27 protein-coding genes and 1 riboswitch are annotated in these 26,842 nt (G+C 63.3%); of the genes, 6 read left to right on the top strand and 21 right to left on the bottom strand.

Features of this window, described 5'->3' with window-relative positions; all coding sequences use genetic code 11:
* Window positions 1–20 precede the first annotated feature (20 nt).
* Window positions 21–2,036, bottom strand: a complete 2,016-nt coding sequence (locus tag OSH12_RS12320; protein WP_266343840.1) for an acetyl-CoA carboxylase biotin carboxylase subunit — start codon at window positions 2,034–2,036, stop codon at window positions 21–23.
* 264 nt (window positions 2,037–2,300) lie between these two features.
* On the opposite strand from OSH12_RS12320, the gene folP reads away from it, so the two are divergent.
* From folP to folK, 3 genes are read left to right on the top strand one after another with little or no spacing between them, the layout of a single operon-like run.
* The gene (gene folP, locus OSH12_RS12325) at window positions 2,301–3,140 is read left to right on the top strand and encodes a dihydropteroate synthase (protein WP_266343841.1); all 840 of its coding nucleotides are present in this window, start codon (window positions 2,301–2,303) and stop codon (window positions 3,138–3,140) included.
* Window positions 3,137–3,508 (top strand): dihydroneopterin aldolase, encoded by a 372-nt coding sequence (folB, locus tag OSH12_RS12330; protein ID WP_266343842.1) that lies wholly within the window; start codon window positions 3,137–3,139, stop codon window positions 3,506–3,508. Before folP ends, folB begins: the two co-directional genes overlap by 4 nt.
* Window positions 3,501–3,989: a 2-amino-4-hydroxy-6-hydroxymethyldihydropteridine diphosphokinase gene (gene folK / locus OSH12_RS12335; RefSeq protein WP_266343843.1), complete on the top strand. Its 489-nt coding sequence runs from the start codon at window positions 3,501–3,503 to the stop codon at window positions 3,987–3,989. Before folB ends, folK begins: the two co-directional genes overlap by 8 nt.
* Window positions 3,990–4,000: 11 nt before the next feature.
* Here the strand turns inward: folK and OSH12_RS12340 are convergent, their stop codons facing one another.
* The 10 genes from OSH12_RS12340 to OSH12_RS12385 all read right to left on the bottom strand — a co-directional run bounded on the left by OSH12_RS12340 (window position 4,001) and on the right by OSH12_RS12385 (window position 13,766).
* On the bottom strand, window positions 4,001–5,533 hold the full coding sequence (locus tag OSH12_RS12340; protein WP_266343844.1) for an acyl-CoA carboxylase subunit beta: 1,533 nt from the start codon (window positions 5,531–5,533) through the stop codon (window positions 4,001–4,003).
* A gap of 9 nt (window positions 5,534–5,542) precedes the next feature.
* The gene (locus OSH12_RS12345) at window positions 5,543–6,274 is read right to left on the bottom strand and encodes an ATP12 family chaperone protein (RefSeq protein ID WP_266343845.1); all 732 of its coding nucleotides are present in this window, start codon (window positions 6,272–6,274) and stop codon (window positions 5,543–5,545) included.
* 105 nt (window positions 6,275–6,379) lie between these two features.
* Window positions 6,380–7,384 carry an RluA family pseudouridine synthase gene (locus tag OSH12_RS12350; protein WP_266343846.1) on the bottom strand — a complete coding sequence of 335 codons (1,005 nt, stop codon included), beginning with the start codon at window positions 7,382–7,384 and terminating at the stop codon, window positions 6,380–6,382.
* 32 nt (window positions 7,385–7,416) lie between these two features.
* A complete protein-coding gene (gene crcB / locus OSH12_RS12355; RefSeq protein WP_266343847.1) occupies window positions 7,417–7,803 on the bottom strand; it encodes a fluoride efflux transporter CrcB in 387 nt (128 codons plus the stop codon).
* A 94-nt stretch (window positions 7,804–7,897) separates the two neighbouring features.
* Window positions 7,898–7,974: riboswitch (Fluoride riboswitch) on the bottom strand.
* 58 nt (window positions 7,975–8,032) lie between these two features.
* Window positions 8,033–8,926, bottom strand: a complete 894-nt coding sequence (gene bla / locus OSH12_RS12360; RefSeq protein WP_266343848.1) for a class A beta-lactamase — start codon at window positions 8,924–8,926, stop codon at window positions 8,033–8,035.
* A 173-nt stretch (window positions 8,927–9,099) separates the two neighbouring features.
* The gene (locus tag OSH12_RS12365) at window positions 9,100–9,240 is read right to left on the bottom strand and encodes a hypothetical protein (protein WP_266343849.1); all 141 of its coding nucleotides are present in this window, start codon (window positions 9,238–9,240) and stop codon (window positions 9,100–9,102) included.
* A gap of 72 nt (window positions 9,241–9,312) precedes the next feature.
* The gene (locus OSH12_RS12370; protein WP_266343850.1) at window positions 9,313–10,386 is read right to left on the bottom strand and encodes a fatty acid desaturase; all 1,074 of its coding nucleotides are present in this window, start codon (window positions 10,384–10,386) and stop codon (window positions 9,313–9,315) included.
* 48 nt (window positions 10,387–10,434) lie between these two features.
* Entirely contained in the window at window positions 10,435–11,469 is a 1,035-nt protein-coding gene (locus OSH12_RS12375; protein WP_266343851.1) for a 2-hydroxyacid dehydrogenase, read from the bottom strand.
* 3 nt (window positions 11,470–11,472) lie between these two features.
* Window positions 11,473–12,582, bottom strand: a complete 1,110-nt coding sequence (locus OSH12_RS12380) for an AAA family ATPase (protein WP_266343907.1) — start codon at window positions 12,580–12,582, stop codon at window positions 11,473–11,475.
* A 71-nt stretch (window positions 12,583–12,653) separates the two neighbouring features.
* Window positions 12,654–13,766, bottom strand: coding sequence for an S-(hydroxymethyl)glutathione dehydrogenase/class III alcohol dehydrogenase (locus tag OSH12_RS12385; protein ID WP_266343852.1), 1,113 nt, complete (start codon window positions 13,764–13,766; stop codon window positions 12,654–12,656).
* 187 nt (window positions 13,767–13,953) lie between these two features.
* Between OSH12_RS12385 and OSH12_RS12390 the strand changes: the two genes are divergently transcribed.
* Window positions 13,954–15,477, top strand: a complete 1,524-nt coding sequence (locus OSH12_RS12390) for a DHA2 family efflux MFS transporter permease subunit (RefSeq protein ID WP_266343853.1) — start codon at window positions 13,954–13,956, stop codon at window positions 15,475–15,477.
* Between the two features lie 102 nt (window positions 15,478–15,579).
* Window positions 15,580–16,149 carry a nucleoside 2-deoxyribosyltransferase gene (locus OSH12_RS12395; RefSeq protein ID WP_266343854.1) on the top strand — a complete coding sequence of 190 codons (570 nt, stop codon included), beginning with the start codon at window positions 15,580–15,582 and terminating at the stop codon, window positions 16,147–16,149.
* Window positions 16,150–16,154: 5 nt separating this feature from the next.
* On the opposite strand, the gene OSH12_RS12400 is transcribed toward OSH12_RS12395, so the two are convergent.
* The 4 genes from OSH12_RS12400 to OSH12_RS12415 form a co-directional block, all read right to left on the bottom strand.
* Entirely contained in the window at window positions 16,155–16,784 is a 630-nt protein-coding gene (locus tag OSH12_RS12400; RefSeq protein WP_266343855.1) for a glutathione S-transferase family protein, read from the bottom strand.
* 78 nt (window positions 16,785–16,862) lie between these two features.
* On the bottom strand, window positions 16,863–17,708 hold the full coding sequence (locus OSH12_RS12405) for an alpha/beta hydrolase (RefSeq protein ID WP_266343856.1): 846 nt from the start codon (window positions 17,706–17,708) through the stop codon (window positions 16,863–16,865).
* 141 nt (window positions 17,709–17,849) lie between these two features.
* Entirely contained in the window at window positions 17,850–19,157 is a 1,308-nt protein-coding gene (locus OSH12_RS12410; RefSeq protein ID WP_266343857.1) for a replication-associated recombination protein A, read from the bottom strand.
* Between the two features lie 38 nt (window positions 19,158–19,195).
* Window positions 19,196–20,602 (bottom strand): DegQ family serine endoprotease, encoded by a 1,407-nt coding sequence (locus tag OSH12_RS12415; RefSeq protein WP_266343858.1) that lies wholly within the window; start codon window positions 20,600–20,602, stop codon window positions 19,196–19,198.
* A 256-nt stretch (window positions 20,603–20,858) separates the two neighbouring features.
* On the opposite strand from OSH12_RS12415, the gene OSH12_RS12420 reads away from it, so the two are divergent.
* Complete coding sequence (locus tag OSH12_RS12420; RefSeq protein WP_266343859.1) at window positions 20,859–21,824, top strand: hypothetical protein; 966 nt, start codon at window positions 20,859–20,861, stop codon at window positions 21,822–21,824.
* Window positions 21,825–22,228: 404 nt separating this feature from the next.
* On the opposite strand, the gene rplQ is transcribed toward OSH12_RS12420, so the two are convergent.
* From rplQ to secY, 6 genes are all read right to left on the bottom strand, one after another.
* Window positions 22,229–22,657: a 50S ribosomal protein L17 gene (gene rplQ / locus OSH12_RS12425; protein ID WP_266343860.1), complete on the bottom strand. Its 429-nt coding sequence runs from the start codon at window positions 22,655–22,657 to the stop codon at window positions 22,229–22,231.
* A 49-nt stretch (window positions 22,658–22,706) separates the two neighbouring features.
* Entirely contained in the window at window positions 22,707–23,723 is a 1,017-nt protein-coding gene (locus OSH12_RS12430) for a DNA-directed RNA polymerase subunit alpha (RefSeq protein ID WP_266335049.1), read from the bottom strand.
* A 126-nt stretch (window positions 23,724–23,849) separates the two neighbouring features.
* Entirely contained in the window at window positions 23,850–24,239 is a 390-nt protein-coding gene (gene rpsK, locus OSH12_RS12435; protein WP_266335047.1) for a 30S ribosomal protein S11, read from the bottom strand.
* Between the two features lie 78 nt (window positions 24,240–24,317).
* Window positions 24,318–24,686, bottom strand: a complete 369-nt coding sequence (gene rpsM / locus OSH12_RS12440) for a 30S ribosomal protein S13 (protein ID WP_266343861.1) — start codon at window positions 24,684–24,686, stop codon at window positions 24,318–24,320.
* A gap of 161 nt (window positions 24,687–24,847) precedes the next feature.
* Window positions 24,848–25,453 carry an adenylate kinase gene (locus tag OSH12_RS12445; RefSeq protein ID WP_266343862.1) on the bottom strand — a complete coding sequence of 202 codons (606 nt, stop codon included), beginning with the start codon at window positions 25,451–25,453 and terminating at the stop codon, window positions 24,848–24,850.
* Complete coding sequence (gene secY, locus OSH12_RS12450) at window positions 25,450–26,784, bottom strand: preprotein translocase subunit SecY (RefSeq protein WP_266343863.1); 1,335 nt, start codon at window positions 26,782–26,784, stop codon at window positions 25,450–25,452. The genes OSH12_RS12445 and secY overlap by 4 nt, the downstream gene beginning before the upstream one ends.
* Between the last annotated feature and the right edge of the window lie 58 nt (window positions 26,785–26,842).

Raw genomic sequence — 26,842 nt, forward strand, 5'->3', positions numbered from 1 at the left:
CCAGCACCCGCGTCTCTTGCTCAGACGAACTCCATGATCACCGCGTCGACGGCAAGGCTGTCGCCCTGCTTGGCAGCGATCCGCTGAACCGTCAGGTCACGGTCGGCGCGCAAGACGTTTTCCATCTTCATGGCTTCGACAATCGCCAGCGTCTCGCCGGCCTTGACCTCCTGCCCCTCCTCGACCGTCAGCGAAATGACGAGGCCGGGCATCGGGCAGAGCAGGAACTTCGACGTATCGGGCGGCAGCTTTTCCGGCATCAGGCTGTGCAGCGCGGCGATGCGCGGCGTCATCACCCGCGCGACGACATCGATGCCGCGATAGAGCAGCCGGTAACCGGAGAGCGCAGGGCGCACCTGCACGGAGAGCGGTTCATCATCGATCGCGCCCTCCCAGACGAGATCACCCGGCATCCAGTTCGAGAAGACGGTAACAGCTTCCTCTGCTCCCGGGAGGATGATCTCGACTTCCATCGGCAGCAGCGCGATTCCCGTAGGGCTTTCGAGCTCCACCGTCTTGCCGCCAATTGAGACGACCCACTTTTCACGCCAATTTCCGGCGTGCGGCGCCAGCCTGCCGGCCAGCCGATCGAGCCGATCCTTGCGCAGGATTTCCATCGTCAATGCGACGACGGCGAGTTGCGACAGCGTCGAGCTATCCGCCGTAACTCCCTGAAATCCTTCCGGGAATTCTTCAGCGATAAACCCGGTCGACAGTCGACCCTCGCGCCAGCGCGGATGCGCCATCAGCGCCGAAAGGAACGGCACATTGTGCTGGATGCCCTCGACGACGAAATCGTCCAGCGCCACGCTCATCGCTGCGATCGCCTCGGTACGTGTCCCCGCGTGGGTGCAGAGCTTCGCGATCATCGGGTCGTAGAACATCGAGATTTCCGAACCCTCGACAACGCCGGTGTCGTTGCGAATCGTGATGCCCTCGCGATGCGCCTCCATGGGCGGGCGATAGCGGGTCAGTCGGCCAATCGAGGGCAGGAAGTTGCGGTAAGGGTCCTCGGCATAGATCCGGCTCTCGATGGCCCACCCCGTCAGCTTGACGTCCTTCTGCGCGATGGCGAGACGCTCGCCTGATGCAACGCGGATCATCTGCTCGACCAGGTCGATACCGGTGACGAGTTCCGTCACCGGATGCTCCACCTGCAGGCGGGTGTTCATCTCGAGGAAGAAGAAGCTCTTGTCCTGTCCGGAAACGAACTCGACCGTGCCGGCCGAATCATAGCCAACCGCCTTGGCAAGGGCGACAGCCTGCTCGCCCATAGCCTTGCGCGTCTTGGCATCGAGCAGCGGCGACGGCGCTTCCTCGATGACCTTCTGGTTGCGACGCTGGATCGAGCATTCGCGCTCGCCGAGATAGATGACGTTGCCATGCTTGTCGCCCAGCAGCTGGATCTCGATATGGCGCGGATTGACGATGAACTTCTCGATGAAGACGCGGTCGTCACCGAAGGATGACTTCGCCTCGGAGCGTGACAGGCGAAAGCCCTCGCGCGTCTCCGCATCGGTATGGGCGACCCGCATGCCCTTGCCGCCACCGCCGGCCGAGGCCTTGATCATGACCGGGTAGCCGATCTGGCGGGCGATCTGGACCGCTTCGTCCTCGCTCTCGATGACGCCGAGATGGCCCGGCACGGTCGAGACATTGGCGGCGGCCGCCACTTTCTTCGAGGCGATCTTGTCGCCCATCGCCTCGATCGCCTTGGCGTTCGGGCCGATGAAGACGAGGTTGTTGGCGACCAGCGCCTCAGCAAAGGCCGCGCGCTCGGACAGGAAGCCATAGCCGGGATGGATCGCATCGGCGCCGGCCTGCTTGGCGGCGGCGATGATCTTGTCCATCAGCAAATAGGACTGCGCCGCTGGGGCCGGACCGATATGGATCGCTTCATCGGCCATCTCGACATGCAGCGCATCACGGTCGGCGTCCGAGAACACCGCCACCGTCCCGATCCCCATCCGCCGCGCCGTCTTGATGATGCGGCAGGCAATCTCGCCGCGATTGGCGATCAGGATCTTGTCGAACATGCGGGCTCCTCGGCGGAAATGGCCTTCCTGGACACAAGGTTTCTATTCTCTCTGCCCGGAGGCGGCAATCATGCCACGACGGAAACCGGATGCGCCTCGGCTGTTCGCCCCTCGGCGGCGAGCAGCCCCATCGACGGCTCGTTGCGCACGCCTGTCTTTATCGTGTGCCCGACTATCCGTTGACAGGCCAACCGGTTTGGGTCCTGTAACAGCGTCGCGGCCTCGGGGCCGCTTGAATCGTCGAACACTTGCCGAGAGACGCTGATGGCGCCTGCCGCCCCCATCGATATCGATCACCTCGACCGCCGGACCAGCGGACGGAGCCTGATCATGGGCATCCTCAACGTCACGCCGGACTCATTTTCCGACGGCGGCGACCACAATGACGTCGAAACAGCAATAGCCCACGCCGAGCTATTGCTCGCCGAGGGCGCCGATATCATCGATATCGGCGGAGAATCGACCCGCCCCGGCGCCGCCGAGGTCGACGCCGAGACGGAAGCCGCACGCGTCATCCCGACGATCCGTGCGCTGGCAAGCCGCACCCGAGCGCTGATTTCCGTCGACACCTATAAGGCCTCCGTCGCCGATCAGGCGCTCACGGCCGGCGCCCATATCGTCAACGATGTCTGGGGCTTGCAGCGAGAACCGGAGATCGCCCGTGTGGCCGGCGCACATGGCGCAGCGGTTATCGCCAGCCATTGGGAGCGCGAGGCCTATTCGCCCACGACCATCCTCGACGCCATGAAGCGCTTCTTCGAGCGCTCCGTCGCGCTGGCGCGGCAGGCCGGCATTCCCGACCATCGCATCGTGCTCGATCCAGGCATCGGCTTCGGCAAGGGCATGGCTGAGAACCTGCTGATTCTCGACCGCATCGACGAGATCGTCGCGCTCGGCTTCCCCGTTTTGCTCGGCGTTTCTCGAAAACGCTTCATCGGCGAGATCACCGGCAGGGAGCCCAAGCAAAGGCTCGCCGGAACGCTCGCCACCAACGTCCTGGCTGCTGCCAAGGGCGTCTCCTCTTTCCGCGTCCATGACGTCGCCGCTCATCGCGACGCCCTCGCCGTCACGGACGCCATCCTCTCGAGCCGCGAACGAACATGACTGACCGCATTCTCCTCAGCGACCTGCGCTTCTTCGGCTTCCACGGCGTGCTGCCGGAAGAGGCCGTGCTCGGCCAGCGTTTCCGCGTCGACATCACCTGCGAACTGGACCTCGCCGAAGCCGGCCGCAATGACGACCTGACCAAGACCGTGCACTATGGCGAACTCGCCATGCTGGTCGAGAAGATCGGCACGACACATCGCTATAAGCTGATCGAAGCGCTCGCCGAGACAATCGCCGCCACGATCTTCGAGACCTATCCGCCGATCGAGCGCCTCACCGTGCGCATCACCAAGCCGGAAGCACCCGTGCAGCTCGCGACCAGTGTTATTGCCATTGAAATCGAGCGGAGCCGCACCCGTGATTGATGCCTATCTCGGCCTCGGCAGCAATCTCGGTGATCGCGAAGCCATGCTCCGTGCCGCCATCGCCGCGCTCGACGCGACGCCAGGCGTCCGCGTCACAGCCATCTCATCGCTCTATGAAACGCCGCCCTGGGGTCCCGTCCCGCAGGGACCGTATCTGAACGCCTGTGTCGGCATCGCCACCAGCCTGTCGGCGCGCAAGGTGCTGGAACTCAGCCTCGCGATCGAGCGTGATCACGGCCGCGAGCGCGCCATACGCTGGGGACCGCGCACGCTCGATATCGACGTGCTGCTCTATGGCGATGAAGCCATCGACGAGGAAGGCCTGATCGTACCGCATCCGCGCATGGCGGAGCGCGCCTTCGTGCTGGTCCCGCTGGCCGAAATTGCGCCCGAGTTGATGATCGAAGGCAAAACGATTGCGGCCATGCTGAACGGCGTGGAGACTGCCGAAATCCGCAAGGTCGGCAATCTCGCTGTTTAGCCTCGCCGCCCCTAGAGCGGGATGTTGTCGTGCTTCTTCCAGGGGTTCTCCAGCGACTTGTTGCGCAGGAGCCTCAGGCCGCGAGCGATGCGGCGGCGGGTCGAGTGCGGCATGATCACTTCGTCGATATAGCCGCGCTCGGCTGCGACGAAGGGCGACAGGAACCGGTCCTCATATTCCTTGGTCCGAGCCGCCAAACCTTCGGCGTCGCCATTCTGGGCGCGGAAGATGATTTCGACCGCTCCCTTGGCGCCCATCACGGCGATCTGCGCCGATGGCCAGGCATAGTTCAGATCGCCGCGCAGGTGTTTTGACGCCATGACGTCGTACGCGCCGCCATAGGCCTTGCGCGTGATGATCGTGATCTTGGGCACCGTCGCTTCGCCATAGGCGAAAAGCAGCTTCGCGCCGTGCTTGATCAGGCCGCCATATTCCTGCGCCGTTCCCGGAAGGAAGCCCGGCACGTCGACAAAGGTGACGATCGGGATGGAGAAGGCGTCGCAGAACCGTACGAAACGCGCCGCTTTTCGCGAGGCGTCGCTGTCGAGCACGCCGGCCAGCACCATCGGCTGGTTGGCGACAAAACCCACCGTACGGCCCTCGATACGACCGAAACCGGTGACGATGTTCTTGGCGAACGCCGCCTGGATCTCGAAGAAATCACCCTCATCGACCGTCTTGAGGATCAGTTCCTTGATGTCATAGGGCTTGTTGGCGTTGTCGGGCACAAGCGTATCAAGCGACATCTCGATCCGGTCGGCCGTATCGAAACTGTCGATCTCCGGGATCTCCGCCCGATTGTTGAGCGGCAGCAGATCGATGAGACGACGCATCTCCAGCAGCGTCTCGACATCATTGTCATAGGCGCCGTCGGCGATCGAAGAGCGGGTCGTATGGATGCTGGCGCCGCCAAGCTCTTCCGCCGTCACCGTCTCGTTGGTGACAGTTTTCACCACATCCGGCCCGGTGACGAACATGTAGCTCGAATCCCGGACCATGAAGATGAAGTCGGTCATGGCGGGTGAATAGACGTCGCCGCCGGCGCAGGGACCCATGATGACGGAGATCTGCGGGATAACGCCGGAGGCCAGCACGTTGCGCTGGAACACCTCGCCATAGCCGCCAAGCGCTGCGACACCTTCCTGGATGCGCGCGCCGCCGGCGTCGAACAGGCCGATGATCGGCGCGCGGTTCTTCAGCGCCATGTCCTGGATTTTCATGATCTTGCCGGCATGCGCTTCCGAGAGCGAGCCGCCGAAGACGGTAAAATCCTTGGCGAAGACGAAGACGGTGCGCCCGTTGATCGTTCCCCAGCCAGTGACGACGCCGTCGCCGGGGATCTTCGTCTTCTCCATGCCGAAATCGGTGCCCCGATGTTCGACATACATGTCGAATTCTTCGAAGGACCCTTCGTCCAGAAGCACCTCGAGACGCTCGCGTGCCGTCAGCTTGGCCTTGGCGTGTTGCGCCGCGATGCGCTTCTCGCCGCCGCCGAGCCGGGCTTCGGCGCGGCGCTTCTCGAGTTCAGCCAGGACGTGCTTCAAGGGTGTCTCCTATCCCCGTGCGGCCACAACCAGCGCCGCGGCCTGCATTTCATTCCAGCGTCCGGCCCTGCGGGCGCGGGCTTCTTCATCCTCGCCCCACAGGCTGATCTGATAGTCCTCGTCGACATGCGCCGCCGCCCAGGCCTCCTCGGCCGATAGGTGGCGATGCAGCACGGCTACGGCGAGAATGGCCGAGCCGGTCAGCGTCGTGATCGTATTGAGGGCTGCGAGCCGCAGGATATCGAGATCGCCAAGGGCGACATCGACGGCCTCGATCGTCTCGGGGAATTGTTCGACATGAACGATGCCTTCGGCCAGCAGGAAGCGAGCCTGAAAGCGCTCATGCATCCAGGCGATCAATGGCGACCAGGATTCGTCCTGCAGAGCGACCAAATTGGCCGGGCCGGCCGAGCGATAGCAAAGCATGTCGGAGCCGGCATAGCGGAGGATTTCGGCGCGCGTCTCCGCCGGCTCGCGGGAGACGCCGTCGATCGCCGAATTGACCAGGCGCGTCAGCGGCATCGAGCCGGGAACGATAACATCCTTCTGGCCGGCCCATTCCGACGCGATCGCCGCGGCGATCGACTCGTCCGGCACCACAAGCACCGTCTTGGCCGGCGTCCGCAGCGCGCGACCGTCGAGATGAACGGCATAGCCGCCTTCGACGGCGGCGGTCGCCACCTTTTCGTAGAAGCGCTTCAACTGCTTCGGGGCGTCGAGTTTCTCGGGAGTTGTCGTCATATCCGTCTTCTGATCGTGCCGGCTGCCGCCGTCGCCTCAACCGGTCTTGTCACGACACAGCGCCTTCGGCTCGAAGCGAGCCAAGGCGCGGCGCCAGAGACAATCTCATTCGTCGTCGTCATTGCCGGAATCGCCGAGGTCCTTGTCGAACCCGAGCAGGTTCCAGCTCTGCACCATGTGCGGCGGCAACGGCGCGGTGACATCGAGCGTTCCGCTACCCGAGGGATGCGGGATGATGATGCGGCGCGCGTGCAGGTGCAGCTTGTTCTGGATGCCGCCCGGGAAATCCCAGTTGATATCGGCTTCGAAATACTTCGGATCGCCGATGATCGGATGGCCGATATGGGCGGCATGGGCACGCAACTGATGGGTACGGCCGGTAACCGGACGCATGGTCAGCCAGGACAGGTTCTGTCCGGCATTGTCGACGACCGAGAACAGCGTCACGGCGTGGCTGGCGTCGTTCTCGCCATGGCGTGCGATCTTCATCTTGTCACCGGCCGGGCCGCCATCACGGGCGAGCCAGGTCGAGATACGGCCCTGCATCGGGCGCGGAATGCCCTTCACCAGCGCCCAATAGATTTTCTTGGTAGCGCGAGCGCGAAAACTTGCGGCGAGCTTGGAAGCGGCAAGGCGCGTCTTGGCGACGACCAGGACGCCCGTCGTCTCGCGATCAAGACGGTGCACGAGGCGCGGCTTCTGGTCCTTGAGATCGCGAAGCGCTTCCAGCATTCCGTCGACGTGAGTCGTCAGGCCGGAACCGCCCTGAACGGCCAGGCCCTGCGGCTTGTTGAAGACGTAGACGTGATCGTCCTCATACAGGCACATCGCCATCAGCGCATCGGCGGCGCTACCGCGCGCACCGAGCGGGCGGGCGACATGCGGGCTGCCGCCATCGGAATCGACACCGAGCGGCGGAATGCGAACCACCTGGCCCGCATTGACGCGATCATTGGTCTTGGCGCGACCGCCATCGACGCGCACCTGACCCGAACGAAGCAGCTTCTGGAGATGCCCGAAAGACAGGCCGGGAAAGTGTACCTTGAACCAGCGATCGAGGCGCATGTCGGCCTCGTCAGGTCCTACAGTCTTGGAGACGACGGTCGCCATGAGAAAAGTCCTTCTATTGAAGGCGCCTCATATCACCCGGCGAGCGTCCTGACGAGCAAAAGCCCGGCGAAGAGCGCGAGAACCGACACGATCAGCGACGCCAACGCATAAATAGTCGCGCTGCCCGTGTCGCCACGCTCCAGCAGCACAGCGACATCGAGCGAAAAAGTCGAGAAAGTCGTGAAGCCGCCGAGAACGCCTGTCGTGAGAAAGAGGCGCGCGTGCTGCGTCCAGTTGACGCCATCGCGAAACGCAAAATAGCCGGCGAGCAGCCCCATCACGAGCGAGCCGACGACGTTGACGGTGAGCGTCCCCCAGGGGAAATTCGTACCGAAGAACCGCGCCGACGTGACGTTGACGCCATGCCGCAGCACGCCGCCAAGGCCCGCGCCGACGAAAACCAGAAATGCCGGAAACATGGATTTCCCTCCGGGCCAGCGGCCCACGCAATCGAGGTCCAGCGGAACAACGGCACGGCAGGAAGCTGGACGGACTCCCACCATGCGCCCGAAGGCAATGGCAGGGGTCATCAGCCGAATGCGGCGGTTCAGATCCGATGGACCTTGGGAGACTCCATTCCCGTCGCGTAAAATATTCCCGCAGCCGCCGGATTGCAAACGAGCCGGCAGCCTCGGAGAGCGCTAAGCCTCAGGCATCGCTGAACGCGGCGCCGACCAGGCGGCCGACTTCGGCATGGACGGCGTTGCGGGCCGCGACAGGCTCCTTGCACTCCGTCAGATAGACGGCGACGAGCAGTGGCTTGCGGCGGGGTGGCCAGAGAATGGCAACGTCGTTGGTCGAACCATTATCGCCCATGCCAGTCTTGTCGCCGACCTGCCAGTCCGCCGGCAGTCCCTTCCGGATCTTTTCGGCGCCGGTGGTGTTGCCGATCATCCAGTCGTTGAGTTGATGGCGCGACGCCGCCGAAAGCGCGTTGCCGACCAACAACTTCTCCATGCTTCCCACCATGGCGATTGGCGTCGTGGAGTCCCGCGGATCGCCGGGAATGGAGGTGTTGAGGGTCGGCTCATTGCGATCCAACCGGGTGGTGCTGTCGCCTAGCGAGGCCATGTAGCGGGTCAACCCGTCCGGCCCGCCAATTGTCGATAGCAGCAGATTGGCCGCGACATTATCGCTGTACTGGATCGTACCGGCGCAGAGCACGCCAACGCTCGCATGACCTTCGTCCAGGTACTTTTCAACGATCGGCGCGTGCGGAATGAGATCCGCCGGCGTGAACGAGATCAGGCGATCCAGTTGCTCTGTCCCGGCATCGACGCGAGCGAGAACGGCTGCGGCGAGCAGCATTTTGAACGTGCTGCAAAGAGGGAAACGTTCATCGCCGCGATAAGAGGCTACCGCACCGTTTGCCGTGTCGAGGACGGAGACGCCGAGGCGTCCTTTGCTGCGCGTTTCCAGAGCGGCGAACTGCTTCGCGAGCGCGTTCGGGTCGGATTCGGCGAAGGCGCCGGCCGAAAAACCAGTCATCACCAGCGCTGCCGAACCAATCATCGCCGCGCGGCGTGTCATCAAAACCGTCATTGCCTGCTTCCCGTATGCCTCCACGGAGGCAATAGCGGGACAAACGGGCTCACTTTATGGCGACGGAGATGATTGTGCCCCGCAACCTGCACACACGACGCTTGCCGGGGCGCTGCTGCGGGATGAAGACGCGGCCCGGCTGTCGCAACGACAGTCGGGCCGCGTAATTATGATCAGGCCTTCCTGCCCTTGCCCGGGGCGCCCAAAGTCGCCTTGCTCACCTGGGTGGTGAAGGTGGTGGCCAGCGCAGGCGCTTCCTTCACCTTTTTCGGCTTCTTGACTTCGCGATTGCTGCGCATCTGACCCTTGGCCATCGATACTCTCCTCAAGAGGTCACGCCAGATCCTCGGCGCCCGGCATTGGTCGTCTTCGCCGAAGCGAGCCGATCAGGCAGCCTCAGTCGCCGCCGCGAGCGGCAAGGACGCCGCCTGCCAGCGCTTCATCGCCTTGAAAGGCACGAGCTGCTGTCGGCCCTCATCCCACAATACCAGCCGAACCGTGCGAAGGCTGTCACTAATCGTAATGCGACCGACCTGCATGAGTTCCGGATGCTGCTTCAGCACTTCGGGCAGGCGGTAATAGGGAATGCGGCTGCTGAGATGATGGACGTGATGCACGCCGATATTGGCCGACATCCAGCGAAGAACACCCGGCAAGTCGTAATAGGAACTGCCATGCAATGCAGCTTCCTGATGCGTCCACTCCGGCGGACGCGCCCAGAAAGTCTCCTCGAACTGGTGCTGGACGTAGAACAACCACACGCCGATCGAGGCGGCGATGATGGCGATCGGCATGTGCACCAGCAGGAACGGACCGACGCCGACCAGCCACATCAGGACACCGGCGAGCACCAGGATGCCGAGATTGGTGCCCATCGTGCTCAGCCAGGGCATCATGCCGCCGCGCATCATGCCGATCGGCAGGCGATGCTGCAGCAGGAACATATAGGCAGGGCCGACGACGAACAGCACGATCGGATTGCGATAGACACGGTAGCCAAGACGCCCCCAGAGACTGCGGGCGCGATACTCTTCGACCGTCAGCGTGGTGATGTCGCCGATGCCGCGCTGCTCCAGATTGCCATGGGTGGCGTGATGGATGGCATGCGCGCGACGCCAGTAGTCATAGGGGGTGAGCGTGAAAACGCCCAGGACACGGCCAACCCAGTCGTTGACGCCGCGCCGGTGGAAAAATGCACCATGGCTGCAATCGTGCTGGATCAGGAACAGACGAACCAGGAATCCGCCGGCCGGAATGGCGAGAGCCAGCGCCAGCCACCAGAAGCCCGCCTGCACCAAGAACCACATGGCGGCCCACAGCGCGACAAACGGCAAGGCCGTGATCAGGATTTCGACGACACTGCGCGTTTCATTCGGTTCGCGGAACCGACCAAGAATCTTCGGCCAGGCTCGCGCTTCCGAGGCGCGGTCGGATAAATGCACATCGTTTTTGTGGGTCATGGGTTCCGATCTTACACGAGAACCCGCCCAGGCATTTCATATTTAATTTCAGTCGTGGCCGTTGCGTTGCCGAACAGCACTCACCATTTCCGCAACCACGCCATTTTCCAGCTCGCCACCGGCTTCCGCTGCGGCAATATTCCGCAGCGTGGTGACACTGATCGCGCTCAGCGCCTCGGCTGTCAGGAAGGCCTGATGTCCGGTGACCAGCACGTTGGGAAACGTCAGGAGTCGCTGGAACACGTCATCCTGGATGATCTCGCTGGAAAGATCCTCGAAGAAGAGATCCGCCTCCTGCTCGTAAACGTCGAGCGCAACGCCGCCGACTTGACCGCTCTTCAGCCCTTCGACCAGCGCCTCGGCGTCGATCAGCGCGCCGCGGCTGGTGTTGACAAGCAGGAACCCCGGCCGCGCCCGCGCAATTGCTTCGGCGTTGACGAGATGGTGCGTTTCCGGCGTCAGAGGGCAATGCAGCGTCAGGATATCGGCTGCCGCCACGATCTCTCCCGGAGGGCGGTACTCGATGCCGATCTCGACCAGCGCCGGATCTTCCCACTGGTCATGCGCCAGAACCCGGCAGCCGAAGCCGAGCTTCAGGCAGCGGGCGACCAGCGCGCCGATGCGCCCGGTGCCGATCACACCGACCGTCTTGCCGAACAGATCATTGCCGATCAGACCATCGAGGGCGAAATTGTTGTCGCGAACGCGCGCCCAGGCGCGCGGGATCCGGCGATCGAGCGCCAGCAGCAGCGCTACCGTGAATTCCGCCACCGCATGCGGCGAATAGGCGGGTACGCGCACGACGTCGATGCCGAGTTCGGCCGCCGCAGGCAGGTCAACATTGTTGAAACCAGCGCAGCGCAGCGCCACGAGCCGCGTGCCCGTAGAAGCGAGATGCGTCAGCAATGGCCGGTCGAGCTTGTCGTTGACGAAAACGCAGACGGCTGGAAATCCATCCGCCAGCGGCGCTGTCGACAGATCGAGCTTGGGTTCGAAGAAGACGAGGTCATGGCCGAAGGCGGCGTTCGCCTCGGAGAGGTATTGCCGGTCATACGGCTTGGTGCTGAAGACGGCGACCCGCATGGTTCACTCCTGATCGGCAAATTCCCCGAAGAGCTTGAGCCCTTCGATCCATGTAGCGCCATTCTCCTTGACGACGACGCGAGGCGCAACGCCCGCCTCGCGCTCCAACGCCGCCGCCAGCGCTTCGGAATGGGTCACCACCCAGACCTGCGTCCGCTCCGAAGCCCGCGCGATCAGCCGAGCGAGCGGCAGCGTCAGGTCGGGATGCAGGCTGGTCTCTGGCTCGTTGAGGGCAATGAAGCCCGGCAAACGGTAGCCCGACAGCGCCGCCACCAGACAGAGAAAATGCAGCGTGCCGTCGGAAAGCTCATGAACACCAAGCGGCCGCGGCAGATCGGGAAATTTGAGACTGACTGAAACCGTGCCCTTGCCGAATTCGGTTATGAGCGACGAGCCGGGAAATGCATCATCGATTGCCGCCTCGATATCAGGCGCTTCGCCACGAATCTCGATCACGCTCGCCAGCGCCGCTGCCAGGTCATAGCCGTCCGAAGACAGCGTCGGCGTGGTGATCGCCAGCGCCGGCTGTCGGATTGGCGAAGACTTGTCCGTGCGGAAGTCGTGATAGAAGCGCCAGTCGAGCAATGCCCGCCGCACCAGGTCCAGTTCTGTGAAGCGACCCTGATCGCGAAATCCGGCCAGCGCCGTTTCCGACGGGATCAGTGCCTCGTCATAAGACTGGCGGCGGCCATCGCCATCGCGCAGCCAGGCGCTCGGCCCCTGCCGCTTCATCAGCGTCACGGCCTTGCCGCGATGGCGATGCACCAGTTCCTCGGCCTTGACCATCGGCTCGGTCATGGTGAGCGCGCCTTCCATCGGCGCGGGCAAGCCGATTTCGATCGAATAGAAATACTCGTCGAACTCGGCCCCCAGTTTCAGCCGCACCTGCCCCTTGGGACGCGGCCCGGCCCAAAGAACGGAGTCAAACCCGCCCTCCTCCGCGATTTCGCGCGTGATCGTGCCGCGAGCAGCAGAAGCCAGCAATTCGAGTGAGCGATAGAGATTGGTCTTGCCGACGCCGTTTCTGCCGACGAGCACGGTCAGTTGCTCGACAGGAACCCGAATACGCCGGATCGAGCGATAGAGCTCGGCTGAGACGGATGTCAGGCGCAGCGGCAAAGCGAGCCCCGCTTCTCCAGGATCGCGGGACGGGCAGCCCGAGGGCTGCCCGTCGATTCAGGAGATCAGAATACGACGACGCTGCGGATCGACTTGCCTTCATGCATCAGGTCGAAGGCGGTGTTGATCTCTTCGAGCGGCATGGTGTGGGTGATCAAGTCGTCGATGTTGATCTTGCCCTCCATGTACCAGTCGACGATCTTTGGCACGTCGGTACGACCCCGCGCGCCGCCGAAGGCCGAGCCCTTCCAGACGCGGCCCGTGACGAGCTGGAACGGACGGGTCGAGATTTCCGCGCCCGACGGCGCAACGCCGATGACGATGCTCTCACCCCAGCCGCGATGGCAGCATTCCAGCGCCTGGCGCATGGTGTGAACGTTACCGATGCACTCGAACGAGAAATCAGCACCGCCGCCGGTCAGGTCAACGATTGCCTCGACGACCTTGTCGCGGCCGACCTCGTCCGGATTGACGAAATGCGTCATGCCGAACTTCTTGGCCATCGCGACCTTGGACGGGTTGAGATCAACACCGATGATCTTGTCGGCACCAACCATGCGGGCCGCCTGAATCACGTTGAGGCCGATGCCGCCAAGACCGAACACGACGACATTGGCGCCCGGCCAGACTTTTGCCGTGTGGATGACAGCGCCGACGCCGGTGGTTACGCCGCAACCGATGTAGCAGATCTTGTCGAAGGGCGCGTCTTCGCGAACCTTGGCGACGGCGATCTCCGGCAGGACGGTGAAGTTCGAGAAGGTCGACGTGCCCATGTAATGGAACACGGTCTCATCCGAGCACGAAAAGCGCGAGGTGGAATCGGGCATCAGGCCCTGGCCCTGCGTCGAGCGGATCGCCGTGCAGAGGTTCGAGCGCTGCGACAGGCAGGTTTTGCACTGGCGGCATTCGGGCGTGTAGAGCGGGATGACGTGGTCGCCGGGGCGCACCGAGGTGACGCCAGCGCCAACTTCGCGGACGATGCCAGCACCTTCATGGCCGAGGATCGCCGGAAACTTGCCTTCCGAATCAAGCCCTGACAGCGTGTAGGCGTCCGTATGGCAGACGCCGGTCGCCATGATCTCGACCAGCACTTCGCCGGCCCTCGGCCCGTCGAGGTTGATCGTCTCGATGGTGAGCGGCTTGTTGGCTTCCCAAGCGACGGCGGCACGGGTCTTCATCGGGGCGTTCCTCTCTGCGGGCCGCGGCGGCCCATCCACATAGCTCGGCAGCTTATACGCCAGCCGAGCAACGATAAAACACCCCGTCGGTGAAGGACCATCAGGATTGCCGTTTGGGCGCGCAACAACGGTGTGTCCGCCCCGATCCATGCTAACCTTTGGTCAGGCATCGGGGGCGAGCGGATCGATGGAAGAACAGCTCAAGCTGAGCAAAGAGGACCGGGCGGATGTGCCGCGGCCGGTTGCGATCTCGTTTCATGACAGGCTGGCACAGCGGCCGGCCTATCCCTGGTACATTGTCGGCGTCACTTGCATCGGCAGCTTCATGGGGCAGTTCGACGCGAGCGTTGTGCAATTGGCGTTGCCTCATCTCGCCCAGGTCTTCCAGGTCCGCGAGACGCTGACGAGCTGGGTCGCCCTCGCCTATCTGCTCAGCTTCTCCGCCTCGCTGCCCGTCTTTGGATGGCTATGCGAGCAATATGGTCGCAAGCAGCTCTATCTTCTCGGCATGGCGGCGTTCCTGATCGCCTCGATCCTGTGCAGCCTTGCCACGAGCCTGCCGCAACTGATCGCCTTCCGCGTCCTGCAGGGCCTCGGCGGCGCCCTGCTCGGCGCCAATTCGATTTCGATCCTGGTCCGCGCCGCCGGCAAGGAAAGACGCGGCCGCGCCATGGGGATATTTTCCGCGGCGCAGGCCATCGGCGTCAGCCTGGGGCCGATCGTCGGCGGCCTGCTCATCGGTTGGCTCGGCTGGCGCTCGATCTTCTGGATTACAGCCCCGGTCGGCGTTATCGGCGTCCTGCTCGGCTGGCTGATCCTTCCCCGCGACGAAGGCAAGGAGAGCGGACAATTCGACTGGCAGGGCGCGCTGCTGCTGCCGCCGGCGCTGCTCTGCATCGTTCTGGCGCTCAACCAGGCCGCCGACTGGGGCGTCGTCTCGGCGCCCTTCATCGGCGCCATCGCGGCCGGCATCGTCCTGCTGGCCCTGTTCGTCCTGCAAGAGCGCCGGGCCGCCTCGCCACTCGTCGATCTCAAGCTGTTCCGATCAGAAGCATTCTCGCTCGGCATTGTCGCCGTGCTGATCAGCTACGCCATGCTCTACGGCATGTTCTACCTGATCTCCTTCGCGCTGGTGCGCGGCTTCCACGATGGGCCGGAAATAGCCGGCCTTCGCCTCGCCGCCATTCCGATCGCGATCGGCATCGCCGCGCCGATCGCCGGCTCGCTGGTCAACCGGCTCGGCTCGACCACGCTCAACCTGGCCGGCATGGCGCTTTGCGCCGCCGCGCTGCTTGCCCTCTCCCTGGTGGCGCTCGAACCATCGCCTTCCCGCCTGTTCGGCATCCTGGCGCTGGCCGCGTTTGGCGCCGGTCTCGGCATGTTCATGGCGCCGAACAACAGCGCGACCATGGGCGCGGCGCCGCAGGCTCTCTCGGGCGAGGCTGGCGCCATGCTCAACCTAGCCCGCATGCTGGGGGTGAGCCTCGGCGTCGCCAGTTCCGCCTCCATGCTCGCGTGGCGCATGAAGGTGATCGAGGATGCGCATTCCGCCGATGTCGCGTTCTACGGCCACCCGATCCTCGGCGCGGTCGAGACGAGCTTCGTCCTGCTCTTCCTATTCGCCCTGATCGCGACGGCCGCGACCTTGTGGCGACGGCGACTGCCCGGCGAGGATCCGGCGCCACGTGCTGCGAGCGACGAAAAGGCCTGATGCCCTTTCCGGTTACGCTTTCTTCCCACGCCCCGGTATCCGCTGGAGCAGAAGCGTGCCAATTGCGATCGAAACCGCCAGCCAACAGAAGGGTACTCGTCCTTGTCGAAAAAGATCTATCTCGCCGGACCCGAGGTTTTCCTTGCCAACGCCAGGGAGATTCTGGACCGCAAGGCCGCCCTAACCCGCGCGGCCGGCTTCACGCCGATCTCGCCGGGAGACCTCGACATCCCGCCAACGGATACCAAGAAGGGCTTTGGCCTGGCGATCAGCGATATCGACGAGCAGATGATGCTGTCGGCGGACGCGATCATCGCCAATCTGACGCCGTTTCGAGGCATTGCCGCCGACACCGGCACGACGTTCGAGCTCGGCTTCATGTGCGCCCTCGGCAAGCCGGTCTTCGCCTACACCAACGTCGCGGCCAACCACTTCGCCCGCGTGCTCGCCTATTACGAAGGTGCCGTCGTCGAGGGCGAGGATGGTTACAAGCGCGGTCCGGACGGACTTTCCGTCGAGGATTTCGAGATGATCGACAATCTGATGCTGCATGGCGGCATAGAGCGCCGGGGCGGCGCCGTCGTCGTCGGCAATGCCGATCCGGCCGCGCTCTATACGGATCTCACCGCTTTCGAGGCCTGCCTCGCCATAGCGGTCGAAAAGCTCGCCTGAGTCGATCAGGATTTTGGCGGCGTCAGGGTCTGCGCGATTTCGGTGAAGACGGACAATGCCTCGCACTCCGTCGCAAGCGCTGCAAGGCGGGGCCAAGTCTCAACACTGAACATGCCAGGATGCGCCTCCCGGATGAAGCGCAGGACGCAGGCAACCGCGATATCGGCATGGCCGACACGATCGCCTTGCCACCAGGGCGTGGACCGCGCCGCGCGGTCCGCCTCCAGCACGTCGAGCGTGCCGCGGATCTGCGTCCGGCAGCGCTCCATCCAGAGTTCGGAGCGCTCCTGGCGAAGGATCGACTCGTAAAACAGGCTGACAGCCTTGTCGCCCATGCCCATGGCGAGCGCGATGGTCTTGAGCGCTCGCCGCCTTTCGGGACCGAAGGGCGCGATCATAGCCCGCCCGGCTCCCGCCAACTCGTCCAGATAATCGAGAATAGCGCCGCTCTCGACCAGGGCTTCGCCGTCCTCCAACACCAGTGTCGGAACCCGGCGCAGCGGATTGTAGACGGCGAGTTTGTCAGCATCCCCGAATGTCGACCAGGGATAGTGCTCGAACGGCATGTCGTAGAGCCGGAGGGCAATAGCAACACGCCGGACGAAGGGTGAATCATACTGTCCGATGAGGATCATCGCGCTACTCCGCTGGATGAAGCCCTATCATGCAACGACGCGGACGCGGTCGAAAGAGCACGCTCTGACGAGGTGCGATCAGTCGCAGCGCGTCTTGAGTTGTGGCGATAGCCAGATCAGCGCGGGCTCGATGGCCCTTTGCCAATAGTCCCAGAAATGCCGCCCAGCACCGCCATGCTGCTCGACCGGATAGCCCTGCGCCTGCAGTACTTCGGCGAGATGCGCACCGGCGCGGATCAACTCCGGATAGTCTTGGCCACCGATCGCCATCCAAAGCCCGGGCGGATCCGATGGCGCGGGCGTCGCGGCGACAATGGTAAAGAGATTGAGGCTGTTGAAGCGATCTCTGTTGATCGGTTCACCGTAAGCGCCCTTGTAGAGATCGCGAACGAAACTCGCATGCAGGCGCGGATCGCCCGGCCGCATCGGCTCGGCGATCGCGCCCGAGAGGCTGATGGCGGCCTTGAACCGATCGGGATGGCGAAGGCTCAGGAAGAGCGCCCCGTAGCCGCCCATCGACAGCCCTCCGATCGCCCGCCCTTCGCGACAGGCCGCAGTCGGAACGCGTGCGTCAATCGCCGCGATCAAGTCGCTGGTAAGGGCGGTCTCCATAGGGCCAAGGCTGCCCTCGTCGGGATTGTCGACATACCAGCTATCGCCCGCCCCCGGCGCAACGACGACGAGCGGCTGGATCGCCCCGGAGGCAATCATCCGGTCGAGGATGGTCGCGAGATTGCCCCAGCTGAACCAGTCACCGTCGCGCCCGGTCAATCCATGCAGCAGATAGACGACCGGCCAGCGTTCACCGGCAGCCGGCGTCGCGTCGGGAGTGTAGAGCGCGTAGGGGATGGGTCGGCCGAGAACCGGGCTTGGCGCCGACTGATGGAATTCCACCCTGCTCGCTGCCTCGGCGTTGTCCGCCATGGGCAGGGCGAGCCAAACAGCGGCACAGCACGACAGGAATCCCCGACACCGCATGAACCGCCCCACTTCCCCGCCTCGCGCCTCTCATTCAGTTAGAAATGAGAAAATCTGGGAAAGGAAGCCGCTCATTGGGGCAGCCGTTCAGTCACCGCGCTCCTTCCGGAGCTTGGCCCAATAGTCCATGCGCTTGCGGATATCGCGCTCAAAGCCCCGTTCGACCGGCTCGTAGAAACTCTGGCGGCCAAGCGCTTCGGGGAAATAATCCTGGCCCGAGAACGCGTCCGGCTCGTCATGGTCGTAGCGATAGCCGGCGTTGTAACCCTCGTCCTTCATCAGCTTGGTCGGCGCGTTCAGGATGCGCTTGGGCGGCAGCAGCGATCCACCCTGCTTCGCCACCTGCGTCGCGGCCTTGAAGGCCATGTAGACAGCATTCGATTTCGGCGCAGTGGCCAGATAGACGGCGGCCTGCGCGAAGGCGAGTTCGCCCTCCGGGCTGCCCAGATAGTCATAGGCATCCTTGGCCGCATTGGCGACGACGAGCGCCTGCGGGTCGGCAAGTCCGATGTCTTCGACCGCCATCCGCACCAGCCGACGACCGAGATAAAGCGGGTCTTCGCCAGCGTCGAACATGCGGGCGAGGTAGTACAGCGCCGCATCGGGATCCGAGCCCCGCACCGATTTATGCAGGGCGGAGATCAGGTTGTAGTGGCCGTCCTGGCCCTTGTCATAGATCGGCGCCCGGCGCTGGACGATCTCCTGCAGCCCTTTGGCGTCAAAGATCTCGCCCGGTTTCACGGCGCGCCAGACCTCTTCCGACAGTGTCAGCGAGGCGCGACCGTCGCCATCCGCCATGCGGATCAGCACTTCGCGCGCTTCCTCGTCGAGGGGCAACGGCTTGCCTTCGACATCCTCGGCGCGCGCCAGCAGCTTGGCGATCGACTCCGGCCCGTGCGAGTGGAACACCAGCACGCGCGCCCTCGAAAGCAGAGCGGCGTTGAGTTCAAAGGACGGGTTTTCCGTCGTCGCCCCGACCAGCGTGACGGTGCCATCCTCCATCACGGGCAGAAAGCTGTCCTGCTGCGCGCGGTTGAAGCGATGGATTTCATCGACGAAGAGCAGCGTGCCCTTGCCGATCTGGCGCCGGGCGCGAGCCTGCTCGAACACCTTCTTCAGATCGGCGACGCCGGAGAAGACAGCAGAAACCTGCTCGAAATGTAGTTCCGTCTCGTTGGCGAGAAGACGCGCCACCGTCGTCTTGCCGGTGCCGGGCGGGCCCCAGAAGATCATCGAGCCGAGCGAACCCGAATTCAGCATCCGCGACAGCGCGCCATCGACGCCGACGAGGTGATCCTGACCGACGACATCGGCCAGCCGTTCGGGGCGAAGCCGATCGGCCAGGGGCCGCGGCGCGGCCCTCTCCATTCCGGCTGCCTCGAACAGATTGCTCATTTCAGATGCCCAACTGGCTCAACGGCCGATTTGCTGGCTCAACGACCAACTTGCGAACGGATCAGACGACCGCCGCGCTCGATGATGAGCCTATAGCGCGAAGCCCTCTGCGCCGCGATATCGGCAAGCTGCTGCGTCGAGGCAATCTTTACACCGTTCGCCTCGACCAGGATGTCACCGGCACGGAACCCAACCCCGGCCGCAGCCGATCCCTTTTCGATCGACTGGACCAGCACGCCCTTGTCGCGCTTGCCGGCATAGCCGAGTTCCTCGACCACGGCTGGAGAAAGATTGACGACCGTCGCGCCCGCGAAGGGAGACGCGCCGTCGATGGTACGCAGATCGCGCGGGATCGTCTCCGGTGCGGCCACCAAGGCCAGTTCCGTGGCCGCTGTCTTGCCGCCGCGAATATAGTCGAGCTTCACGGAGCCATCGACGCCCTTGGTGGCGAGACGGTAGTTCAAGCCGTTGGGATCATCGACCTCGACGCCATCGACGCTGACCACGAGATCACCAGACTTCAATCCGGCCTTCTCGGCGGGACCGGCTGGCGCGACGTCGGTGACAAGCGCGCCCCGAGGCCGGCCAATGCCAAGCCCCTCGGCAATTTCCGGGGTCACCTGCTGCAGACCGGCTCCGAGCCATGGCAGCATCAGCTTGCCGTCCTTCAGTGCCGACTGAACAACGACGCGTACCATGTTGGAAGGAATCGCGAATCCGATGCCGATCGAGCCGCCGCTGCGCGAATAGATCGCTGTATTGATGCCGACCAACCCGCCGTCCATATCGACGAGCGCGCCGCCGGAATTGCCGGGATTGATGGCCGCGTCGGTCTGGACGAAGAACTGATAGTCCGACGCGCCGATCTGGGTGCGCGCCAGCGCCGATACGATGCCGCTGGTAACCGTCTGTCCGACGCCGAAGGGGTCGCCGATGGCCAGCACCAGATCGCCCACCTCAAGCGCGTCGGAATTGGCGTAGGGGACGACCGGATACTGGCCGTCGCCTCCCTTGAGCCGCAGCACCGCCAGGTCCATGCGCTCGTCCTTCAGCACCACCTCGGCCTCAAGTTCGCGCTTGTCCGACAGCGCGACCTTGACCTCATCGGCGTTGGCGATGACGTGGTAATTGGTGACGACGATGCCCGACGGATCGACGATGACGCCGGAGCCCAGCGACTGCTGAACCCGTTTGCGCGGCGCGTTGTTCGTCTCGCCCCCGAAGAAGCGGCGGAAGAATGGATCGTCCATGAAGGGCGACGTGCGCTGCTCGACGACGCGCGAGGCATAGACGTTGACGACGGCGGGCGAGACGCGCTTGACGATCGGAGAGAAGGAATAGCGCAGGGCCGCTTCCGACTGGGGTACCGTGCGTTCCGCAGCCAAGACGGGACCGCCTAGCAGCGCCCCAGCCAATCCAACAGCTACCGCAATTCCAAACCGCATGGAGTGAGCCTTTCGAACGGGATTCCTTCACAAAGAATGCTACACGAAATGCGGCACCGCGGTGGCCATCGCCATGTCGGCGGGCGCGCGCAGCATTGGATGAATCCACAAGTGGATCTTCTTTCGGCCTGTTCAACCGCCACAGCCTCGCCCAGACTTGGTGCCAATGTCTCGTCGGACCCACGTTCCGGCCAGATCATCGGCTCTTGGCGGAGGGGCCGATATCTGGATAATCCAGTAGGACGAAGGGATCAGAATGCTCTGGATCGCACTGTTCATCATAGGCCTTCTGGGTCTGCTGGCCGGCCTCGTGCCGCTGGTCCTGCATGGAATCAGCCGGACGAATTTCGCCGCCATCGCTGTCGGGACAGTGCTGCTCGTCGCCGGTGCCGCCGGCGTCGTGATGAAACCCTCGCTTTCCCTGGGTCTCGCGGAGATCGCGCTGCTGGAGCCGGCCCACGATGAGCCACTGCCGGAACCGAGTCCGGCTGCGCAGCCAGTTGCCCAGGCGCCCGCGACCGAGCCGACACCACCTACCGTGCGTGTCGTTGAGCCCGTCGAAGCGCCTACATTGTCCAACAAGGACGAATCGCAGCTCGATCCTTCCCTGCCCGATCCGGTTCCCGTCACGACCTCAGTTATTCCCGGCACCGAACCAGACCCTGCCAACAATGGCGGCGTACCGCCCGTCCCTGCGCCCAGCCCCACGGCCGCCTCTCCGGCCGAAGAAGCGGCGGCTGCACTAGGTCTCCTCCTGCCAGAGCAGCCCAAGGACCAGGCTGCCTTCACCAAGGCCGTCGGCACGGCAAGGACAGAATTCGACACGGCCGAGGACATCGAGCGCGAATCAATCCAGCCGCAGCGCGCCGCCGCGATCTGCAAGGCACTGCCGAAACCTGTCGTCAAAGGCTGGGTTGGCAAGCTTCAGGCGATGGAGGCAGATTCGGGCAAGCGCCTGACAGTGACGGTTGCCCTCCCGGACGGGACGCTTGTGAAGACCTGGAACAATGCCATGTCCGACATGGACGACCAGACGCTGGTTGCCGCCGACTCCCCGGTTGCCGCGAGTTTCGGCAAGCTGAAGGTCGGCGATGCCATCCGCTTCTCCGGCACCTTTTTCGCGGATGAGCCCGACTGCTATCGCTCCAGCCGGCTTTCGCTGATGCAGTCGATGATGGAGCCGAGCTTCCTGTTCCGCTTCACGGCGGTCGAGAAGCTGTAGGGCCTGACTCCGAAGGGGGCTGGATAGACCTCCGGCTCCACCCTCCGCAAAACACTGGCGCGAGGGGCTGTCGCAAAGCCTCGCGCCCTGCACTCGCCAACATCCCGAACACCGCGAGCGGAACTCGGGAGATCACAGCTCAATCGGAGCTCGTGTGGCGCACAATTCCACTGTGTGGGCCCTCTTTCGCAGGATGACGCCAGCGTGCCCTAGCCGGCGGGCACAGCAACGGCGACGGGTCAGGAACACTGACAGCACGTTCGCCTCGCTCGCCGGCGCCAGCGTCCCGGATGCGGACACCCCCTGCCCTCATCCAAAGCCCCGCCTCATCCAAGAGAACTCAGTCCCAAACGAAAAAGGGCGACCCGAAGGCCGCCCTGATCCTAACTCGAAACGCGATCCGCTTACGCGGCGACGCCTTCAGCTGCTTCTGCGGCTGCCGTGCGAGCACGGTCCGAAGCGCCCTTGGCGTCAACGTCGCGCTCGACGAACTCGATGACCGCGACCGGCGCATTATCGCCGTGACGGAAACCAGCCTTCAGAACGCGAAGGTAACCACCCTGGCGCTCCTGGTAACGCGGGCCGAGCGTCTCGAACAGCTTCTTGGCTGCTTCGACGTCGCGCAATTCCGCGATGGCCTGGCGGCGGGCGTGCAGGTCGCCGCGCTTGCCGAGCGTAACCAGCTTCTCGACGATCGGACGCAGGTCCTTCGCCTTCGGCAGGGTGGTAACGATCTGCTCGTGCGTGATCAGCGCTACAGCCATGTTCGCGAACATCGCCTTACGGTGGCTCGCGGTACGGCTGAACTTGCGACCGGACTTACCGTGGCGCATGGCTCTCTCCTCAGTTTATCGACCGGCGGCTCACGCCGTGGGTGATGTCTTAGTAATGATCTTCGTAACGCTTGGCGAGTTCTTCGATGTTCTCCGGCGGCCAGTTCGTGACCTCCATGCCGAGATGGAGACCCATCTGAGCGAGAACTTCCTTGATCTCGTTGAGCGACTTGCGGCCGAAATTCGGGGTCCGGAGCATTTCTGCCTCGGTCTTCTGAATCAGGTCGCCAATATAGACGATATTGTCGTTCTTCAGGCAATTGGCCGAACGAACAGAAAGCTCCAGCTCGTCGACCTTCTTGAGAAGCGACGGGTTGAAGGCCAGTTCCGGGATAGCTTCCGAAACAGTTTCCTTCTGCGGCTCTTCGAAATTGACGAAGATCGACAGCTGGTCCTGAACGATGCGCGCGGCGTAAGCCACGGCGTCATCCGGACGAAGCGAGCCATCGGTTTCGACCGTCAGCGTCAGCTTATCATAATCGAGAACCTGACCCTCGCGGGTGTTCTCGACACGATACGACACCTTCTTGACCGGCGAGTAGATGCTGTCAACCGGGATAAGCCCGATCGGAGCGTCTTCCGCACGGTTGCGGTCGGCAGCGACGTAGCCCTTGCCGGTATTGACGGTGAACTCCATGCGGATCTCAGCGCCGTCGTCCAGCGTGCAGAGAACCAGCTCGGGGTTCAGGACTTCGATGTCGCCGACAGTCTGAATGTCGCCAGCCGTGACGACGCCCGGACCTGTCTTGCGAACCACCATGCGCTTCGGACCTTCGCCCTGCATGCGGATGGAGATTTCCTTGATGTTCAGGATGATGTCGGTGACATCTTCCCGGACGCCGGCAATGGACGAGAATTCATGCAGCACGCCATCGATCTGGACGGCGGTAACCGCAGCGCCCTGAAGCGAAGACAGCAGCACGCGACGCAGCGCATTGCCGAGCGTCAGACCAAAACCGCGCTCAAGAGGTTCCGCTACAACGGTAGCGAGACGCTTGGGATCGGAACCCGGCGTCACCTCGAGCTTGTTCGGCTTGATCAGCTCTTGCCAATTCTTATGGATCACGACCGTATCCTTTCGATCTCGAACGCCGCCCGACGGTTCGGGTGGCGTGGCGCTCCGGCTAAGGGCGGAGCGCCGAATGCCGATACGCAGTGAAGACGGCGCCCACGGAGGACGCCGTCCGAGGCTTTAGACGCGGCGACGCTTGCGCGGCCGGCAGCCATTGTGCGCGATCGGCGTCACATCACGGATCGAGGTGATGGTGAAGCCAGCAGCCTGGAGAGCCCGGAGAGCCGACTCACGACCCGAACCCGGACCGGTGACTTCGACTTCGAGGGTCTTCATGCCGTGTTCGGCAGCCTTGCGGCTCGCATCTTCCGCAGCCATCTGGGCAGCGTAAGGGGTCGACTTACGCGAACCCTTGAAGCCCATCATGCCAGCCGACGACCAGGAAATCGCATTGCCCTGTGCATCGGTGATGGTGATCATCGTGTTGTTGAACGTCGAGCTCACATGCGCAACGCCCGAGGAGATGTTCTTCCGCTCGCGACGACGTACGCGCGTTGTGTCCTTGGCCATTCTATATCCTTACGTTCGATCTCGACACCGCCGTAAAACCGGCAGCTCCACCGGGGGCCTAGCGCCCCGAATTCTGAATTACTTCTTCTTACCGGCGATCGGCTTAGCCGGACCCTTGCGGGTGCGCGCATTGGTATGCGTGCGCTGGCCGCGAACCGGAAGACCGCGACGATGGCGCAGGCCGCGGTAGCAGCCCAGGTCCATGAGGCGCTTGATGTTCATCGCGACTTCGCGACGCAGATCACCTTCCACGACGTAGTCGCGGTCGATTGCTTCGCGGATCGACAGAACTTCTGCGTCCGTGAGTTCATTGACGCGACGCTCGGGAGCGATGTTCGTCGTCGTGATGATGTCGAGCGCGTTCTTCGCGCCGATCCCGTGAATGTACTGCAGCGCGATGACAACGCGCTTGTTCGTCGGGATATTTACGCCTGCGATACGGGCCAATGCCGTCTCCATCTCCAGCCAACGGAAAATTCCGTCGGCGCCTAAAAAATCCCGCGTCCGGTGGAGGCCGGCTCTTGCGGGCATTCTCTTGCGCAAACAAGCAATGTCGTCCCCTGAAATGTCAGGGAACGCCAAAACCCGTTAGCAGCAGGTCGCGAGCCTTATCGACTCTCGACCTGTTCGTCAAGCCTATCCAGCGTGGCTGCGATATCCGAGGAGACCTCGTCGATCGAGCGCATGCCGTCTATCTCGATCAAACGACCGCCTGCCTTGTAATAAGGCGATATGACAGCCGTATCCCGGTTGTAGGCGGCGAGCCGGGTCTTGAAGACCTCCGGATCGTCATCCTTACGGACCGGTTCACCGCGAGCGAGCGTTTCGTCAGCGCGCTTGGTGATTCGATCCGTCAGCTTCGACTGGTCGACCTTGAGTTCAACGACTGCATCGAGCTTGACGCCCTTGCTGGCCAGCATCTTCTCAAGAGCGTCCGCCTGGGCAATCGTGCGGGGAAAGCCGTCCAGGATGAAGCCCTTGCGAGCATCCGCCTCTTCGATCCGCTCCGCCACGATCCCGACGACGACTTCGTCGGGAACGAGGTTACCCGCGTCCATGATCGCCTTGGCCTGGAGGCCGATCGGCGTTCCTGCCGCGACGGCGGCCCGCAGCATGTCCCCAGTGGACAGCTGCGGAATACCATAGCGCTTCACGAGACGAGCCGACTGAGTGCCTTTACCCGCTCCTGGTGGTCCGAGCAGGATCAGCCTCATCGTTTCTTCCCCCGGAGCTTGGACTTCTTGACCAAGCCCTCATACTGGTGAGCCAGCAGATGGCCCTGGACCTGCGACACCGTATCCATCGTCACATTGACGACGATGAGCAGCGATGTACCGCCAAAGTAGAACGGAACGTGCGTCGCGGAGATCAGGAACTCAGGCAGAAGACAGACGATCACCAGATACACCGCACCCAGAAGGGTGATGCGCGTCAGAACGTAATCGATGTATTCCGCCGTCCTCTGACCCGGACGAATGCCCGGAACGAAGCCACCATGCTTCTTCAGATTGTCGGCCGTGTCCGTCGGATTGAACACGATCGCCGTATAGAAGAAGGCGAAGAACATGATCATCGCCGCATACAGCAGCATGTACATCAACGTGCCGTGGCCAAGCAGAGCCACCGTCGATGTCAACCAGCCAGGCGCACCGCTCGAGGCGGAGAAGTTGGCGATGGTTGCCGGCAGCAGCAGCAGCGACGAGGCGAAGATCGGCGGGATAACGCCGGCCGTGTTCAGCTTCAGCGGCAGGTGCGACGACTCACCCTGGAACATCCGATTGCCAACCTGGCGCTTCGGATACTGGATGATGAGGCGGCGCTGGGCACGCTCCATGTACACGATGAAGGCAATCGCGACGACGGCGACGACGGCAACGAGCAGGATCACCCAGGTGGCGAGTGCGCCCTGACGGCCAAGTTCCAGCATACCGATGAGGGCATGCGGCAGGTTGGCGACAATGCCGGCGAAGATGATCAGCGAGATGCCGTTGCCGATACCGCGCGAGGTGATCTGCTCGCCGATCCACATCAGGAACATCGTGCCGCCGGTCAGGGTGATGACCGTGGCGATCCGGAAGAACATGCCGGGATCGACGACGATGTTGGATCCGCTTTCGAGACCAACCGCGATGCCGTAGGCCTGCACGATCGCCAGGAACACCGTGCCGTAGCGCGTGTACTGGTTGATGACCTTGCGGCCCGCCTCCCCTTCCTTCTTCAAGGCTTCGAGGGACGGCACGATCGACGTCATCAGCTGGATGATGATCGAGGCAGAGATATACGGCATGATGCCGAGCGCAAAGATCGCCATGCGTCCGACGGCACCGCCGGAGAACATGTTGAACAGGCCCAGGATTCCGGACTGCTGATTGTTGAAGGCGCTAGCCAGCGCTTCCGGGTTGATGCCGGGAAGCGGAATATAAGTGCCGAGCCGATAGACGAGCAGCGCACCCAGTGTAAACCAGATGCGCTTCTTCAGAGCCTCGGCTTTGGCGAAGGCGCCAAAATTGAGATTGGCCGCCAGTTGTTCAGCCGCTGATGCCATTCGCCGCTCCGTTCGGGCCCGGAAACCGGGCCCCAATGCCCCTACCGGGCATCAAGTG

Origin of the sequence: Kaistia terrae, assembly GCF_026344005.1 — a bacterium.
GTDB classification, from domain to species: domain Bacteria; phylum Pseudomonadota; class Alphaproteobacteria; order Rhizobiales; family Kaistiaceae; genus Kaistia; species Kaistia terrae.

What these genes read in the sequence shown, in the direction of transcription:
- OSH12_RS12320 (WP_266343840.1), bottom strand. Translation starts at nt 2,036, where the DNA reads ATGTTCGACAAGATCCTGATCGCCAATCGCGGCGAGATTGCCTGCCGC.
- folP (WP_266343841.1), top strand. Translation starts at nt 2,301, where the DNA reads ATGGCGCCTGCCGCCCCCATCGATATCGATCACCTCGACCGCCGGACC.
- folB (WP_266343842.1), top strand. Translation starts at nt 3,137, where the DNA reads ATGACTGACCGCATTCTCCTCAGCGACCTGCGCTTCTTCGGCTTCCAC.
- OSH12_RS12345 (WP_266343845.1), bottom strand. Translation starts at nt 6,274, where the DNA reads ATGACGACAACTCCCGAGAAACTCGACGCCCCGAAGCAGTTGAAGCGC.
- OSH12_RS12350 (WP_266343846.1), bottom strand. Translation starts at nt 7,384, where the DNA reads ATGGCGACCGTCGTCTCCAAGACTGTAGGACCTGACGAGGCCGACATG.
- crcB (WP_266343847.1), bottom strand. Translation starts at nt 7,803, where the DNA reads ATGTTTCCGGCATTTCTGGTTTTCGTCGGCGCGGGCCTTGGCGGCGTG.
- bla (WP_266343848.1), bottom strand. Translation starts at nt 8,926, where the DNA reads ATGACGGTTTTGATGACACGCCGCGCGGCGATGATTGGTTCGGCAGCG.
- OSH12_RS12365 (WP_266343849.1), bottom strand. Translation starts at nt 9,240, where the DNA reads ATGGCCAAGGGTCAGATGCGCAGCAATCGCGAAGTCAAGAAGCCGAAA.
- OSH12_RS12370 (WP_266343850.1), bottom strand. Translation starts at nt 10,386, where the DNA reads ATGACCCACAAAAACGATGTGCATTTATCCGACCGCGCCTCGGAAGCG.
- OSH12_RS12375 (WP_266343851.1), bottom strand. Translation starts at nt 11,469, where the DNA reads ATGCGGGTCGCCGTCTTCAGCACCAAGCCGTATGACCGGCAATACCTC.
- OSH12_RS12385 (WP_266343852.1), bottom strand. Translation starts at nt 13,766, where the DNA reads ATGAAGACCCGTGCCGCCGTCGCTTGGGAAGCCAACAAGCCGCTCACC.
- OSH12_RS12390 (WP_266343853.1), top strand. Translation starts at nt 13,954, where the DNA reads ATGGAAGAACAGCTCAAGCTGAGCAAAGAGGACCGGGCGGATGTGCCG.
- OSH12_RS12400 (WP_266343855.1), bottom strand. Translation starts at nt 16,784, where the DNA reads ATGATCCTCATCGGACAGTATGATTCACCCTTCGTCCGGCGTGTTGCT.
- OSH12_RS12405 (WP_266343856.1), bottom strand. Translation starts at nt 17,708, where the DNA reads ATGGCGGACAACGCCGAGGCAGCGAGCAGGGTGGAATTCCATCAGTCG.
- OSH12_RS12410 (WP_266343857.1), bottom strand. Translation starts at nt 19,157, where the DNA reads ATGAGCAATCTGTTCGAGGCAGCCGGAATGGAGAGGGCCGCGCCGCGG.
- OSH12_RS12415 (WP_266343858.1), bottom strand. Translation starts at nt 20,602, where the DNA reads ATGCGGTTTGGAATTGCGGTAGCTGTTGGATTGGCTGGGGCGCTGCTA.
- OSH12_RS12420 (WP_266343859.1), top strand. Translation starts at nt 20,859, where the DNA reads ATGCTCTGGATCGCACTGTTCATCATAGGCCTTCTGGGTCTGCTGGCC.
- rplQ (WP_266343860.1), bottom strand. Translation starts at nt 22,657, where the DNA reads ATGCGCCACGGTAAGTCCGGTCGCAAGTTCAGCCGTACCGCGAGCCAC.
- rpsK (WP_266335047.1), bottom strand. Translation starts at nt 24,239, where the DNA reads ATGGCCAAGGACACAACGCGCGTACGTCGTCGCGAGCGGAAGAACATC.
- OSH12_RS12445 (WP_266343862.1), bottom strand. Translation starts at nt 25,453, where the DNA reads ATGAGGCTGATCCTGCTCGGACCACCAGGAGCGGGTAAAGGCACTCAG.
- secY (WP_266343863.1), bottom strand. Translation starts at nt 26,784, where the DNA reads ATGGCATCAGCGGCTGAACAACTGGCGGCCAATCTCAATTTTGGCGCC.